13 protein-coding genes are annotated in these 13,537 nt (G+C 72.9%); 10 read left to right on the forward strand and 3 right to left on the reverse strand.

What is annotated here, in order from left to right; genetic code table 11:
* Positions 1-894, forward strand: a complete 894-nt coding sequence (locus tag KAG51_RS10605) for an aldose epimerase family protein (protein WP_290583427.1) — start codon at positions 1-3, stop codon at positions 892-894.
* On the opposite strand, the gene KAG51_RS10610 is transcribed toward KAG51_RS10605, so the two are convergent.
* Positions 846-2,252, reverse strand: coding sequence for an FGGY family carbohydrate kinase (locus KAG51_RS10610; protein WP_290583429.1), 1,407 nt, complete (start codon positions 2,250-2,252; stop codon positions 846-848). The two genes, KAG51_RS10605 and KAG51_RS10610, sit on opposite strands and share 49 nt — an antisense overlap.
* Position 2,253: 1 nt before the next feature.
* A complete protein-coding gene (xylA, locus tag KAG51_RS10615) occupies positions 2,254-3,435 on the reverse strand; it encodes a xylose isomerase (RefSeq protein WP_290583431.1) in 1,182 nt (393 codons plus the stop codon).
* A gap of 64 nt (positions 3,436-3,499) precedes the next feature.
* Between xylA and KAG51_RS10620 the strand changes: the two genes are divergently transcribed.
* The 9 genes from KAG51_RS10620 (at position 3,500) to KAG51_RS10660 (ending at position 12,974) form a co-directional block, all read left to right on the forward strand.
* Complete coding sequence (locus KAG51_RS10620) at positions 3,500-4,699, forward strand: ROK family transcriptional regulator (protein ID WP_290583433.1); 1,200 nt, start codon at positions 3,500-3,502, stop codon at positions 4,697-4,699.
* A gap of 164 nt (positions 4,700-4,863) precedes the next feature.
* Positions 4,864-5,937, forward strand: coding sequence for a substrate-binding domain-containing protein (locus KAG51_RS10625; protein WP_290583435.1), 1,074 nt, complete (start codon positions 4,864-4,866; stop codon positions 5,935-5,937).
* 109 nt (positions 5,938-6,046) lie between these two features.
* On the forward strand, positions 6,047-6,820 hold the full coding sequence (locus KAG51_RS10630; RefSeq protein ID WP_290583437.1) for an ATP-binding cassette domain-containing protein: 774 nt from the start codon (positions 6,047-6,049) through the stop codon (positions 6,818-6,820).
* Between the two features lie 34 nt (positions 6,821-6,854).
* Entirely contained in the window at positions 6,855-8,129 is a 1,275-nt protein-coding gene (locus tag KAG51_RS10635; protein WP_290583439.1) for an ABC transporter permease, read from the forward strand.
* 10 nt (positions 8,130-8,139) lie between these two features.
* Positions 8,140-9,324, forward strand: a complete 1,185-nt coding sequence (locus tag KAG51_RS10640) for an ROK family protein (RefSeq protein ID WP_290583441.1) — start codon at positions 8,140-8,142, stop codon at positions 9,322-9,324.
* Between the two features lie 27 nt (positions 9,325-9,351).
* A complete protein-coding gene (locus tag KAG51_RS10645; RefSeq protein ID WP_290583443.1) occupies positions 9,352-10,053 on the forward strand; it encodes a hypothetical protein in 702 nt (233 codons plus the stop codon).
* An 87-nt stretch (positions 10,054-10,140) separates the two neighbouring features.
* Positions 10,141-11,073 carry a helix-turn-helix domain-containing protein gene (locus KAG51_RS10650; protein ID WP_290583445.1) on the forward strand — a complete coding sequence of 311 codons (933 nt, stop codon included), beginning with the start codon at positions 10,141-10,143 and terminating at the stop codon, positions 11,071-11,073.
* Positions 11,070-11,621 (forward strand): dihydrofolate reductase family protein, encoded by a 552-nt coding sequence (locus KAG51_RS10655; RefSeq protein ID WP_290583447.1) that lies wholly within the window; start codon positions 11,070-11,072, stop codon positions 11,619-11,621. The genes KAG51_RS10650 and KAG51_RS10655 overlap by 4 nt, the downstream gene beginning before the upstream one ends.
* A 63-nt stretch (positions 11,622-11,684) precedes the next feature.
* Complete coding sequence (locus tag KAG51_RS10660) at positions 11,685-12,974, forward strand: GAF domain-containing protein (protein WP_290583449.1); 1,290 nt, start codon at positions 11,685-11,687, stop codon at positions 12,972-12,974.
* 36 nt (positions 12,975-13,010) lie between these two features.
* Here the strand turns inward: KAG51_RS10660 and KAG51_RS10665 are convergent, their stop codons facing one another.
* The gene (locus tag KAG51_RS10665) at positions 13,011-13,484 is read right to left on the reverse strand and encodes a helix-turn-helix domain-containing protein (protein WP_290583451.1); all 474 of its coding nucleotides are present in this window, start codon (positions 13,482-13,484) and stop codon (positions 13,011-13,013) included.
* Between the last annotated feature and the right edge of the window lie 53 nt (positions 13,485-13,537).

Below are 13,537 nucleotides of genomic sequence, written 5' to 3' on the forward strand. Positions count from 1 at the left end.
GTGCAACGCTTCGAGCTGACCAGTCCCGGCGGGGCCCGGATGTCGGTGCTCGACCATGGTGCGGCGGTCGACGCCTGGGTGCCGGCTCCGGGCGCCGGTGCGAGCCTCGTGGTCTCGCGGGCGCCGACGGACCGGGTGGCCGCGGCGGCGCCGTACTGCGGTGTTGTCGTGGGCCGGTACGCCAACCGCATCGCGGGCGCGGTCGTCACGATCGACGGCGTGGAGCACCGGCTCGACGCGAACGAGGGCTCCTCCACGCTGCACGGCGGAGCCGGTGGCTTCGACCGGCGCACGTGGGAGGTCGTCGACCGCGCGCCCGACCGGCTGGTGCTGCGGCTGGAGAGCCCGGACGGCGACCAGGGCTTTCCCGGCCGGCTCGTCGCCACGGCCGAGTACCGGCTCCACGACGCATCGGTCGACGTCGTCCTCTCGGCCGTCACCGACGCGCCGACGGTCGTCAGCCTGGCCAGTCACCCGTACTTCGACCTGGGGCCCGAGCCCGTCGTCACGGTGCCCGCGGAGCTGTACCTCCCGGTCGACGAGCGCGGCGTCCCGCTGCCCGGATCGGCGCCCGTCGACGGCACACCGTTCGACCTGCGCGGAGGGGTCAGCGTCAGCCGCGAGAGCGGGTTCGACCACGCCTGGCTCGTGCCAGGTCACGACGCCCGGGTCATGGCGTCCCTCGCCGCGGCCGACGGCTCCCGGCGCGTCGAGGTCCTGAGCGACCGGCCGAGCGTGCAGGTGTACACCGGCGGCTCCGCCGGCGGGGTGGCGATCGAGGCCCAGCAGGTGCCCGACGGGCCGCACCGGCCGGGCGTCGACGTCGTCCTGCGACCGGGGCAGACCTATCGTTCCTCGACCCGCTGGACGTACGCGGCGGCCGACGCGCGGTAGCGATCGGCGATCTCGGGCCGGTGCTCGCCGGTCACGACCGTGGTGCTGGCCAGGGCCCAGGCCGGGGGCTCGGCGCCGCCCGCCAGCACCCAGGCGGCCTGGCGTGCGGCGCCGATCGCGACGTACTCGCCCGGCGGGGGCACCGTGACGGGCAGGCCGAGCACCGACGGTGCCACCTCGCGGACGGCGGCCGAGCGGGCGGCGCCACCCACGAGCGTGACGGTCTCGATCGTGATGCCCTGCGCCCGCACGGCGTCGAGCGCGCCGTGCAGGAGGCACCAGAGTCCCTCGACCGCGGCGCGAGCGAGGTTCTCACGCGTCATCGACCGCAGGCTCATGCCGTGCAGCGAGCCGGACGCCCCGGGCAGGTTCGGGGTCCGCTCGCCCTCGAGGTAGGGGACGTGCACGAGGCCGCCCGCGCCCGGCTCCGCGGCGAGGGCCAGGGCGGTCAGGCCGTCGTGGTCGACCCCGAGCAGGCGCGCCGTGGCATCGAGCACCCGCGCGCCGTTCAGCGTGGCCGCGAGCGGGAGGTGCCGGCCGGTCGCATCGGCGAACCCGGCCACGAGCCCGGACGCGTCGTGCGTCGCGTCCTCGGCGACCGTCGCGACCACGCCCGACGTCCCGATCGAGATGCTCGTGTCGCCCGGCCGCAGACCCAGGCCGAGGGCGGCCCCGGCGTTGTCGCCACAGCCGGGGCCCAGCACGAGGCGTCCGGCGCTCTGCCCCTCGGACGGAGCCAGGATGCGGGGCAGCGTGATCGCGTCGGCATCGGCGCGGCGCAGGGCGTGCGCCAGGAGGTCGCGGCGGTAGTGGCCCGCGGTGTCGACGTACCCCGTGCCGGAGGCGTCGGACCGGTCGGTCGTCAGGTCGTCGAGGCGGCCGGTGCCGCGCAGTCGCCAGGTCAGCCAGTCGTGCGGGAGCGCCACCGCCGCGATCTGCGCGGCGAGCTCTGGCTCGTGATCGGCCATCCACCGGAGCTTGGTCGCGGTGATCGAGGCGACCGGCACCGTGCCGGTGTCCTCGGCCCAGGCCTGCGCACCTCGCTCCCGCACGAGATCGGCAGCCGCCTGTCCAGAGCGTGTGTCGTTCCAGAGCAGGGCCGGGCGCAGCACGGCGCCGTCGCTGCCGAGCGCCACGAGCCCGTGCTGCTGGCCCCCGATCGAGAGTGCCGCGACGTCGTCGAGCCCCCCCGCCGCGGCGATCGCGTCCGTCAGGGCCTGCCACCAGTGCTCCGGGTCGATCTCGGTGCCGTCCGGGTGCGGCGCCCGGCCGGTCCGCAGGACCCGACCGTCCGCGGCGTCGACCACGACGACGGTGCAGGACTGGGTCGAGGAGTCGACGCCGGCGACGAGCGTCACGTCAGCCGACGAGGTGCTCGACGGCGAGCTGCTGGAGCGCGACGAAGCCGAAGTCGCGCTCGGCCGCGACCTCGGGGTCGAAGTCGTCGTCGCCGGCCAGCAGGTCGGCCACCGTCTCGCCGGGCGCCATCGTCGGCTCGGCGAGCTCGAAGAGCCCGGCGTGCGCCATGGCCTCCTGGACGCGCGGATCGGCCCGGAACGCCGTCGCCTTCTCGGCCAGGGCGATGTAGGTGCTCATGCAGGCCTCGGCCGACTTCCAGACGCCGTCCATGTGCTCGGTGCGCGACGGCTTGTAGTCGAAGTGACGCGGACCCGTGTAGCGCGGACCGTCCGGGGTGGCCGGGAAGCCGTTCTCGAGCAGGTCGACCGTGAAGAAGGCCGAGATCAGGTCGCCGTGGCCGAACACGAGGTCCTGGTCGTACTTGAGGCCGCGCTGGCCGTTGAGGTCGATGTGGAACAGCTTGTCGTGCCAGAGGGCCTGGCCCAGCGTGTGCGTGTAGTTGAGGTTCGCCATCTGCTCGTGGCCCGTCTCCGGGTTGAGCCCCACGATGTCGCCGTGCTCGAGCTCGGAGATGAGCGCCAACGCGTGGCCGGCGGTCGGCAGGAAGATGTCGCCGCGCGGCTCGTTCGGCTTCGGCTCCAGGCCGATCCGCAGGTCGTAGCCCTGGGACTTGATGTAGCCCGCGACAGTGTCGAGGCCCTCCTTGTACCGCTCGTGGGCGGCGTGGACGTCCTTCGAGCCGTCGTACTCCGAGCCCTCGCGGCCGCCCCACATGACGAAGGTCGACGCGCCGACGGAGGCGGCGATGTCGACCGCGCGCAGGACCTTGCGCAGGCCGAACCGCCGCACGCCGCGGTCGTTGGAGGTCAGCCCGCCGTCCTTGAACACGGGGTGGCTGAACGTGTTGGTGGTGACCATCTCGATCACGAGGCCCGCGGCGTCGGCCGCGTCCTTGACCGCGCTGACGGCGCGCTCGCGCTCCGCCTCGTCGGCGTCGAAGGCGAACACGTCGTTGTCGTGGAACGTGATGCCCCAGGCGCCGAGATCAGCGAGCCGGGAGACGTACTCGGTGGGATCGAGCGCCGGCCGCGTCGCCGAGCCGAAGGGGTCGGTGCCGGTCCAGCCCACGGTCCACAGACCGAAGGAGAAGCGGTCGTCGGGGGTGGGGCGGCGGACCGTCATGAGAAGCTCCTCGAGATTAGTTTGATGAGTGAACTTAAGTCGCTCGGTCCGGTACTGTCAACGCATGGTCGAGCCGGGTGCCACGCCCTGGAGCGCACCCGCGCCCGTCGCGGTGCGCCAGTCGAGCCTGCGGGAGCGCAATCTCGCGGCGATCGTCGCGGCGGTCTGCCGTGCGGAGGTCCCGCCCTCGCGGGCCGACCTCGCCGCCGAGCTGTCGATGACGCGGGCGACGGCCGGGCGCCTGGTCGACGAGCTCGTGGCGGCCCGCGTGGTCGACGAGGTCGACCGGTCGCAGGGGGCACGGGGCCGCCCGGCCAAGGGGCTGCTGCCCGGCACCGGGATCGTGGGGCTCGGTCTCGCGGTCGAGACCGACCGGCTGCTCGTCCGGGCGGTCGACCTGCGGGGCCGGGTCGTGGGTGAACGCGTCGTGGGCTCCAGTGCGGGGGACGCCGAGTCCGTGCTCGACGCTCTGGCCCACCAGGCCCGGGAGGTGCGTCGCGGGCTCCAGGGGCGGCGCCTCGTGGGCGTCGGCGTGGCGCTGCCGGGGATCGTCGACGACGACGGTCGTCTCCTGCGCGCCCCGAATCTGCGGTGGAACGACGTCGACGTCGCCGGGATCCTGGCCTCGGTCGGGGGTCGCCATCGCGTGCTGGTGGCGAACGAGGCGGACATGGCCGCCCTCGTGGAGGCCGAGCCGCGGCCGGGGCGACTCGGGCCGTGGACCGACTTCGTCCACGTCTCGGCCGCGGTCGGGGTCGGGGGCGCGATCGTGTCGGGTGGCCGCGTCGTGGCGGGTGAGCACGGGGCCGCGGGGGAGCTGGGGCACGTGTGCGTCGACCCCTCGGGCCCGGCCTGCGGCTGCGGGTCGACCGGATGTCTGGAGCAGTACGTGGGCCTGCGCGCCGTGGCCGAGGTGTCGGGCCTGCCCCGCGACCGGGTCGCCACCGGACTCGCGGCCGGGGCGGCGGCCGGCGACCCGCGCTGTGTCGCCGCGGTCGAGCAGGTCACGCACGCGCTCAGCGTCGCCCTCGCGAGCGTCGTCAACGTCGTGGGCATCTCCTCGGTCGTGCTGGGCGGTCACCTCGCCGCGCTCGACCCGGCCACGATCGAGGCCATCCGGGCGCGCCTGGACGCGCGGGTCATCGGGTCGCGCTGGAAGCCCGTGCAGGTCACGGTCGCCCGAGGAGACCACGCCGCCGCCGCGACGGGCGCCGCGCACCGGGCGCTCGCCGATGTCGTGGCCCGCCCGGCGACCTGGGTCTAGCGGGCCCGGCGGGCCTCGGCGGGGAACTTCGCGGAGGAAATGTGTCCGAAACACTGGACGTGACCCCGATCACCTGCATATGTTGTGCGACACAACAATTCACGTCGAGCTCCGTTCCGCGGGCCCGACATCCCACTCGCACCACAGAGCTAGGAGGCGTCCGCATGAAGCGAACGCGCAACATCATGGTGGCCGTCGCGATGGCAGCGACGCTGTCGCTCGCGGCCTGCGGCAGTGACGACGGCGGCGAGAGCGGTGACGCGTCGAACGGCAAGATCGGCGTCATCCTGCCCGACACCAAGTCCTCGGTCCGCTGGGAGAGCGCCGACCGGCCCGCGCTGGAGGCGGCGTTCAAGGACGCCGACGTCGACTACACGATCCAGAATGCCGAGGGCGACGCCGAGAAGATGGCCACGATCGCCGACGGCATGATCGCCGACGGCGTCACGGTCCTCGCGATCGTCAACCTCGACTCCGACTCCGGTGCGGCGATCCAGGAGAAGGCGGCCTCGCAGGGCGTCAAGACGATCGACTACGACCGTCTGACCCTCGGGGGCTCGGCCGACTACTACGTCTCGTTCGACAACACCAAGGTCGGCGAGCTGCAGGGTCAGGGACTGGCGGACTGCCTCGGTGACGAGTCGGCCAACATCGTCTACCTCAACGGCAGCCCCACCGACAACAACGCGACGCTGTTCTCGGCCGGCGCGCACAGCGTGCTCGACCCGATCACGTCCTACACCAAGGTCGGCGAGCAGGCCGTGCCGGACTGGGACAACGAGCAGGCCGTGACGATCTTCGAGCAGCTGTACACGCAGGCCGGCGGCAACGTCCAGGGCGTCTACGCGGCCAACGACGGTCTCGCGGGCTCGGTCATCTCGATCCTGGAGAAGAACGGCCAGGCGGGCCAGGTGCCCGTCACGGGTCAGGACGCCACCGTCGAGGGTCTGCAGAACATCCTCGCGGGCACCCAGTGCATGACGGTCTACAAGTCCGCCAAGCTCGAGGCGGGCGCGCTGGCCGACGCGGCGATCGCGCTCGTCAAGGGCGAGGACGCCGACACCAACGGCACGACCGAGGACTCCGAGGGCGACCGTGACGTGCCCTCGATCCTGCTGACGCCGGAGTCCATCACCAAGGACAACGTGAAGTCGGTCATCGACGACGGCGGCGCCAAGGCCGAGGACGTCTGCGCGGGCGACTTCGCCGCCCTCTGCGAGGCGGCCGGCATCTCCTGATGTCACCCCGCTCCGTCCCCCGAGGCGCGACGCGCGCCTCGGGGGACGGAGCACCTCGCGCCCTTCCCGCCCCTCGCCCCCACCCCTGACCCCCGTCTCGGAGGCCCGCATGACCGGCACCCCGCTCCTGGAGCTGCGCAACGTCAACAAGATCTTCGGCGCCGTCCACGTCCTGCACGACGTGAACTTCGCCGTCCACCCCGGCCAGGTCACGGCTCTCGTCGGCGACAACGGCGCCGGCAAGTCGACGCTGGTCAAGACCGTCGCGGGCATCTACGCCGCCGACTCCGGCGAGCAGTACTTCGAGGGCAAGCGGGTCCACATCACGAGCCCCAAGGCGGCCGCCGCGCTCGGCATCGAGGTCGTCTACCAGGACCTCGCCCTGTGCGACAACCTCGACATCGTCGAGAACATGTTCCTGGGCCGCGAGCTCACGAAGGGTCCCGCGCTCGACGAGTCGACGATGGAGCAGCGAGCCCGCGAGACGCTCGCCTCGCTGTCGGTCCGCACGGTCAAGTCGGTGCGCCAGGGCGTGGCCAGCCTCTCCGGCGGGCAGCGACAGACCGTGGCGATCGCCAAGGCGGTGCTCTGGAACTCCAAGGTCGTGCTGCTCGACGAGCCCACGGCGGCTCTCGGAGTGGCGCAGACCCGCCAGGTGCTCGACCTCGTGCGCCGGCTGGCCGACCAGGGCCTGGGTGTCGTGCTGATCTCGCACAACATGAACGACGTGTTCGAGGTCGCCGACCGCATCACGGCGCTTTACCTGGGTCGCGTCGCGGCCGACGTCGCCACGAAGGACGTGACGCACGGGCAGGTCGTGGAGCTCATCACGGCCGGTCGCAGCGGCGACCTCGGTCTCGCCCCGTCCGCCACGCACGCCTGATCCGCCCACCCTCGACCTCGAGAGCAGGAACCAGATGTCCACCGACACGACCCCGACCTCCGGGCTCGCCGGGTCCGACTTCGCGTCGGACGCCCACAGCGCCACCGGGTTGCGCGAGGCCGGCCGCGACTACCTGACCCGCCTCCGCGGCGGCGACATGGGCGCGCTCCCGGCGACGCTCGGCCTCCTGACCCTCGTGATCGGCTTCAGCCTCGCGAGCGACACGTTCCTCACCGAGCTCAACATCGCCAACCTCATCACCCAGGCGGGCGCGATTTGCGTGCTCGCGATGGGCCTGGTCTTCGTGCTGCTCCTGGGCGACATCGACCTGTCGGCCGGGTTCACCGGTGCGACGGGGGCGGCGGTCATGGCGCTGATGATCCGCGACCAGGGTCAGGGCTGGCCCGTGGCCGTTCTCGCGGGCATCGCCGCCGGTGCCGTGATCGGCCTGGTCATCGGCCTGCTGGTCGCCAAGCTCGGGATTCCCTCCTTCGTCGTCACGCTCGCGTTCTTCCTGGGCCTGCAGGGCGCCCTGCTCCGCATGATCGGCGAGGGCGGATCGGTCCGCGTCGACGACGACGTCATCCGCGGCATCTCGATCGACAACGTGTCGGTCGTCGGCGGCTGGGCCCTGGCGGGCGGCGTCGTGGCCGTCTACGCCGCGCTGTCGCTGCTGCGGCACCGCCACCAGGTGCGTCAGAGCCTGCAGCACCTGCCGCTCAGCGTCGTGGTCGTCAAGATCGTCGGTCTCGCCGTGGTGGTGCTTGGCCTGACCGCCGTGCTCAACGCCAACCGCAGCCGCAACCCGAACTTCCCGATCGAGGGCATCCCGTGGGTGCTGCCCCTGGTCGGCTTCCTGCTGATCTTCTGGACGTACGTGCTGACCCGGACGACGTTCGGCCGGCACCTGTACGCCGTCGGCGGCAACCGTGAGGCAGCCCGCCGGGCCGGAATCGCGGTCGATCGCATCCGGGTCCAGGCATTCATGATCGGTTCGTCGATGGCGGCGATCAGCGGCATCATCGCCGCCTCCAACGCCGGCAAGGTCTCGGCGTCCTCGGGCGGCAGCAACACGCTGCTGTACGCCGTGGGTGCCGCCGTGATCGGTGGCACCAGCCTGTTCGGGGGGCGTGGCAAGGCCCGTGACGCCGTGATCGGTGGCCTCGTGATCGCGACGATCACCAACGGCCTGGGACTGCTCGACCAGCCGAGCTACATCAACTTCGTGGTCACCGGGTCGGTCCTGCTGCTCGCGGCCGCGGTCGACGCGGTGTCCCGGCGTCGGCGCTCGGCCGCCGGCGTGGGCTAACGTGCCCGGCGTGACGCGCACGGGCACTGGGACCAACCAGGAGGCCGTGCGGCGTCACAATCTCGGCACGGTCCTGCGCTCGGTGCACCGCACCGGCCGCACGACCCGGGCGTCGCTCACGACCCAGATGGCCCTCAACCGCAGCACGATCGGCGGTCTGGCAGCCACGCTCGAGGAGCTGGGGCTGGTGCGCAGCTCCGGGCCCGTGACGTCCCGCAGCGGCGCAGGCCGGCCGTCGGCCGGGCTCGAGGTCGTCTCGCGCCGCGCGTACGTCCTCGCGATCGACGTGGGGGTCGACCGGGTCGTCGTCGGGCGGGTCGGGCTCGGCTGCGACGTCGAGGTGCGCACCCGGGTGAACCTGCCCCCGGAGCCTGCTCCGGCACACGTCGCCGAGACGATCGTCGACCTCGTGGCCACGGTGCGCGCGGACGCGCCGCCGGAGTCCTCGCTGGTGGGCATCGGCATCAGCGTCCCGGGCGTGGTCCGTCAGTCCGACGGGGTCGTGCTGTTCGCCCCGAACCTGGGCTGGCACGAGGTGCCGTTCGAGCAGCTGGTGCGCGAACGGCTCGACCTCGACGTGGCCCACGTGCTGGCCAACGACGCCGATCTCGGCGCGCTCGCCGAGCACGTGCGCGGTGCCGGCGTCGACGTCGGCCACCTGGTGTACGTCTCCGGCGACGTCGGTGTCGGTGCCGGGGTCATCACCGCCGGTCGACCCCTGGGTGGTGCGGGCGGGTTTGCGGGCGAGATGGGCCACATGTCCTACGACCCGAACGGGCGGCACTGCCACTGCGGCAATCGCGGCTGCTGGGAGACCGAGATCGGTGCCGTGGCCATCGCGCGGGCGATCGGCGCACCGGCCGATGTCGTGCCGACGCTCGACGTCGTGCTGGACGCGTTCGACGGCCCGTCGGAGTCGCTGCACGAGATCGCCCGGCACGTCGGTCACGGGCTCGCGAACGTCGTCAACCTCCTGAATCCCGAGGTCGTCGTGCTCGGGGGCTACCTGGCCTCGCTGCACCGGCTGGTCGAGCCCCAGATCCTCACGGCGATGCGCCGCGGTGTCATGGCGGCGCCCGGAGCCCAGGTGCGTCTCACGCGCCCGGCGCTCGGCCGGGACTCGGTGCTGCTGGGCGCGGCCGAGGCGGCGTTCGAGGCGCTGCTCGCCGACCCGGCGGGAGTGCTCGCCGGGTGACGGCAGCCCGTGCGCGATGATGCGGTCATGAAGGACGCACACCGGCAGCGACTGCGTGAGGCGGGCGTCCGGGCGGAGGCCATCGACGCGCAGTCCTGGAGGCTGCTCGGCGAGGGCCTGCCGACGTGGTGGCACGACTGCGACAACGCGCTGTACCTGGCCGCGGGCGCGTACCTGCCGCCCCGCGTGCTGGAGCAGCTCACGCTGTTCCCGATGCGCGACGTCGTGATCGCGATCGGGTCGCCCATGGAGCACCTGACCTCGCTGCTGGCCGGCGGTGACCGCGCGACGATCTTCCTCGGGGAGCGGGTCGTCCTGACGGCCGGGGAGATCTACTGCGGCGCCGACTCGCAGGTCGTGCTCCACGGTCCCGTCGTGGCGACGCGGCAGCCCGTCATCGACGCCCGCAACGGGGGATCGGTCCTCGTCGAGGGCGACCAGCTGTGGGCGGCCGACGTGTACCTCGCGACCGACGACATGCACCGGCTGACTGACGTCGCCACGGGCGACCGGATCAACCCGTTCGGGGCGCGGATCCGGATCGGCCGTCACGTCTGGCTGTGTCGGGAGGCCGTCGTGACGGGGCACGTGGAGATCGGCGAGGACGCGTGCGTCGCGATGCGCAGCCTGGTGCGGGGGCAGAAGGTGCCGGCCGGCACCGTCGTGGCGGGCGTGCCTGCGCGCGTGGTCCGCGAGGGCACGACCTGGAGCTTCGACGACACGCCGTAACCGGGCCGTCAACGGCTGGACCCGGCGAGCGGCAGGTGAGCAAGAACGGTCGGGCGGTCACGGGCCCGCCTCGGTGAGACTGGATCCGTGACGACCCCGCCGCCGACCCCGCCACGCGACCGCCTGCGTGAGCTGCTGGACGCCGTCCTGGACGAGGAGAGCTCGAGCCTCGACGCGATGGCCGGAGCGGCCTACTCCTCGCCCTTCCACTTCTCCCGCTCGGTGGCAGCAGGCGCCGGCGAGCCGCCGGTGTCGCTGCGTCGTCGAGTCCTGCTGGAGCGCGCCGCGTGGCGCCTCGGCCGGGGCGCGAGCGTCACCGAGGTCGCGTTCGAGGCGGGCTACGACAGCATCGACGGATTCGCGCGCGCCTACTCCCGAGCGTTCGGGCACCCACCTGGCGCGACGGCCGCAGGTGCGCCGCACCGGCTCCCGGCGCCGAACGGCGTGCACTTCCACCCGCCGATGCACCTGTGGATCAGCGAGGGCGGTTCGGCCACGGCCGGGCACGAGGTCCTCGAGCTGCAGGTGCACCACGACGTGGCCGACACGCGAGCCCTGCTGGAGCGAGCCGCGCTGCTGCCGACCGAGGTGGTCGCGAACCACTCCCACCCCGGGCAGGTTGTCCTCGACTGGGACGGGCCTGAGGAGTCGGTCGACGCGGTGCTGCGAGCGATCGTCTGGGCCAAGGAGGTCTGGCTCGCCGCGATCGAGGGAGACGACCAGCCGGCCCAGGTCCGTCGAGAGGTGCCGGAGCTGCTGGACCACCACGACGAGGTTGCGGCACGCTGGCTGGCGATGGTCCGCAGCGCGGAGTCGGCCGGGACGTGGGGAGACCGGGTCGTCGACGCGCTGTGCGACCCGCCGGAGAGCTTCGTCCTCGGCGGCATCGTGACGCACGTCCTCACGTTCTCGGCCCACCGCCGCCTGCTCGTCCGCGCGATGCTGCGCGACGCCGGGGTTCCCGCCGACGCGGGTGACCCCCTCGAGTGGATCGCCCGAAGGAGCACACCCAGCCCATGACCAGCACCAGCACCAGGACCGTCTACGTCACCGCCACGTCCCTCGACGGGTTCATCGCGACCGAGGAGCACTCGCTGGACTGGCTGCTGTCGCGCCGGCTCGACGACGACAGCCCGTGGTCGCACGACCGCTTCATGGCCGGCGTGGGCTCCCTCGTGATGGGCCGGTCGACGTTCGACTGGATCGAGCGGCACCGCGCGCAGTCGGGTGACCCGTGGTTCTACGAGCAGCCGACGTTCGTCCTGACCCATCGCGAGCTGGTCGCACCGGAGGGCGCCGACGTGCGTGCGACCTGCGCCGACGTGACCGAGGTGCACCGCGAGCTCGTGGAGGCTGCCGACGGCGCGGACGTCTGGGTCGTCGGGGGAGGGGGCGTGGCAGCCGACCTCGCCGCGGCCGGGCTGCTCGACGAGGTCGTCGTCTCGATCGCGCCGGTCACGCTCGGCTCGGGGGCGCCGCTGCTCGACGGGCCCGTCGAGCTCGAGCTGCTCGACTCGGGGGTCAACGGGGAGATGCTGTGTGCGCGGTTCGCCGTGCGGCGCACCTGAGCTCGCTCGACGCAGCGAGGCTCGCCCCGTGACCCGCGTCACATGCCGGAGTACGCTTCGCGCATGGGACGCAGCAACGACCTCGCGGTGCCGCCCGGCGCCGATGCCGAGCAGCTCGCCCGGTATCTCGCGCGCGCCCACGACGCCTTCGTCTCGACGGGCCTGGCCGATCCGGCCCTGCGCACCCTGGTCCACGACTCGTGGCAGCGCAGTCTCGCCGGAGGCATCGACCCCGAGTTCACCCTGGCGTCGATCGTGCTCGACGACGAACGTCTCGCCGAGATCCGGGCCGCCCACCCCCTCGCCATCGCGATGCCCGTGATCCGCGAGCTGCTCGTGGAGTCGGCGGCAGAAGCCGGTCATCTGGTCGCGGTCAGCGATGCCGTGGGCCAGCTCCTGTGGGTCGAGGGGTCGCACGACCTGCGGGCCCGCGCCGAGGGCATGCACTTCCTGCCGGGCGCCGACTGGAGCGAGGCCAGCGCGGGCACCAACGCGCCCGGCACGGCCCTGGCCCTCGACAAGCCGGTGCAGATCTTCGGGCCCGAGCACCTCTCGCGCAACGTCACGCCCTGGTCGTGCTCGGCCGCGCCGATCCACGATCCCGACACCGGGGCGGTCCTGGGCGTGCTCGACCTGACCGGAACCGCGGAGGTCGCCACGGTGCAGAGCCTGTCGCTCGTGCGCGCCACGGTCGCCGCGGTCGAGGCCGAGCTGCGCATCCAGCGGCTCAGCCCGCCCGCGCCGAGCGCGTCGGTCAGCGGCGCGGGTTGGACGATGCCGACGCTCGAGGTCCTGGGCGCCCGAGGGGCGACCTTCCGCCACGGCAGCACGCTGTCGCGCCTCGGTCTGCGCCACAGCGAGCTGTTCCTGCTGCTGACCGAGCGGCTCGAGGGCTGGCGGGCCGGCGAGCTGGCCGTCGCGCTGAGCGACGACGAGCAGGCTGACGTCACGATTCGCGCCGAGATCTCCCGCCTGCGGGGCGTGCTCGGGCCCGTCGAGCTCGCATCGCGCCCGTACCGCCTCGCGAACGCCGTGGCCACCGACGTCGCGGCGGTGCGCGACGACCTGTCGGCGGGTCATCTGCGCCGGGCCGTGGCGGCCTATCGCGGGCCCGTGCTCCCGGAGTCGACCGCGCCCGCCGTGGTCGAGCTGCGCGACGCGCTCCACCTGCGTGTGCGGTCGTCCCTGTTGGCCAGCGACGACGCCGATGCGATCCTCACGTTCGCCGACACCGCCCACGGGCGCGACGACTTCGAGATGTGGGAGCACGCGCTCGACATCCTCCCGGTCTCCTCGCCCCGCTACGCCCAGGTCGAGACCCACGTCGCCCGCCTCGACGACGCCCTGAGCTGAGGCGCGCGACTCGTCACACGCGCGCCGGTCGGGTTCTCAGGTGGGCATCGCGCCGGGGCCCGGGCGGGTGCGGACGTCCCGCAGGCGGTCGATCACGTGGCCCTCCTCGCAGACCAGGGCCACGTGGGTGCGCGCGCCGCAGTCGCGGTGCTCGACCTCGACCGCGGGGCCCTCGGGACCGGAGAGGTGCTTCCCGCCCCAGTCCGCCAAGGCCACCATGACGGGCTGCAGGTCGAAACCACGGGTCGTGAGCCGGTACTCGTGCCGCTCCCGCTCGCCCGGGTCGCGGTAGGCCACGCGGTGGACGATGCCGTGCTCGACGAGCAGGGCCAGCCGGTGGCTCAGGACCGCGCGGGAGAGGCCGCTGTGACGCTGCATCAGGTCGAACCGGCGCACGCCGTTGAAGATCTCCCGCAGCACGATGACGGTGCCCGACTCGCCGAGGATGTCCATCGCGCGGCCGACCGGACAGTTGGTGGTGGACCACGTGAGGGCTGCAGGCGTGCTCATGGCGCCACCCTACGTCTGTTTGACAGACTCAGGTGCGTTCGCCACGCTGAGGA

This window comes from Aeromicrobium sp. (assembly GCF_023146395.1).
In the GTDB taxonomy this organism is placed as follows: domain Bacteria; phylum Actinomycetota; class Actinomycetes; order Propionibacteriales; family Nocardioidaceae; genus Aeromicrobium.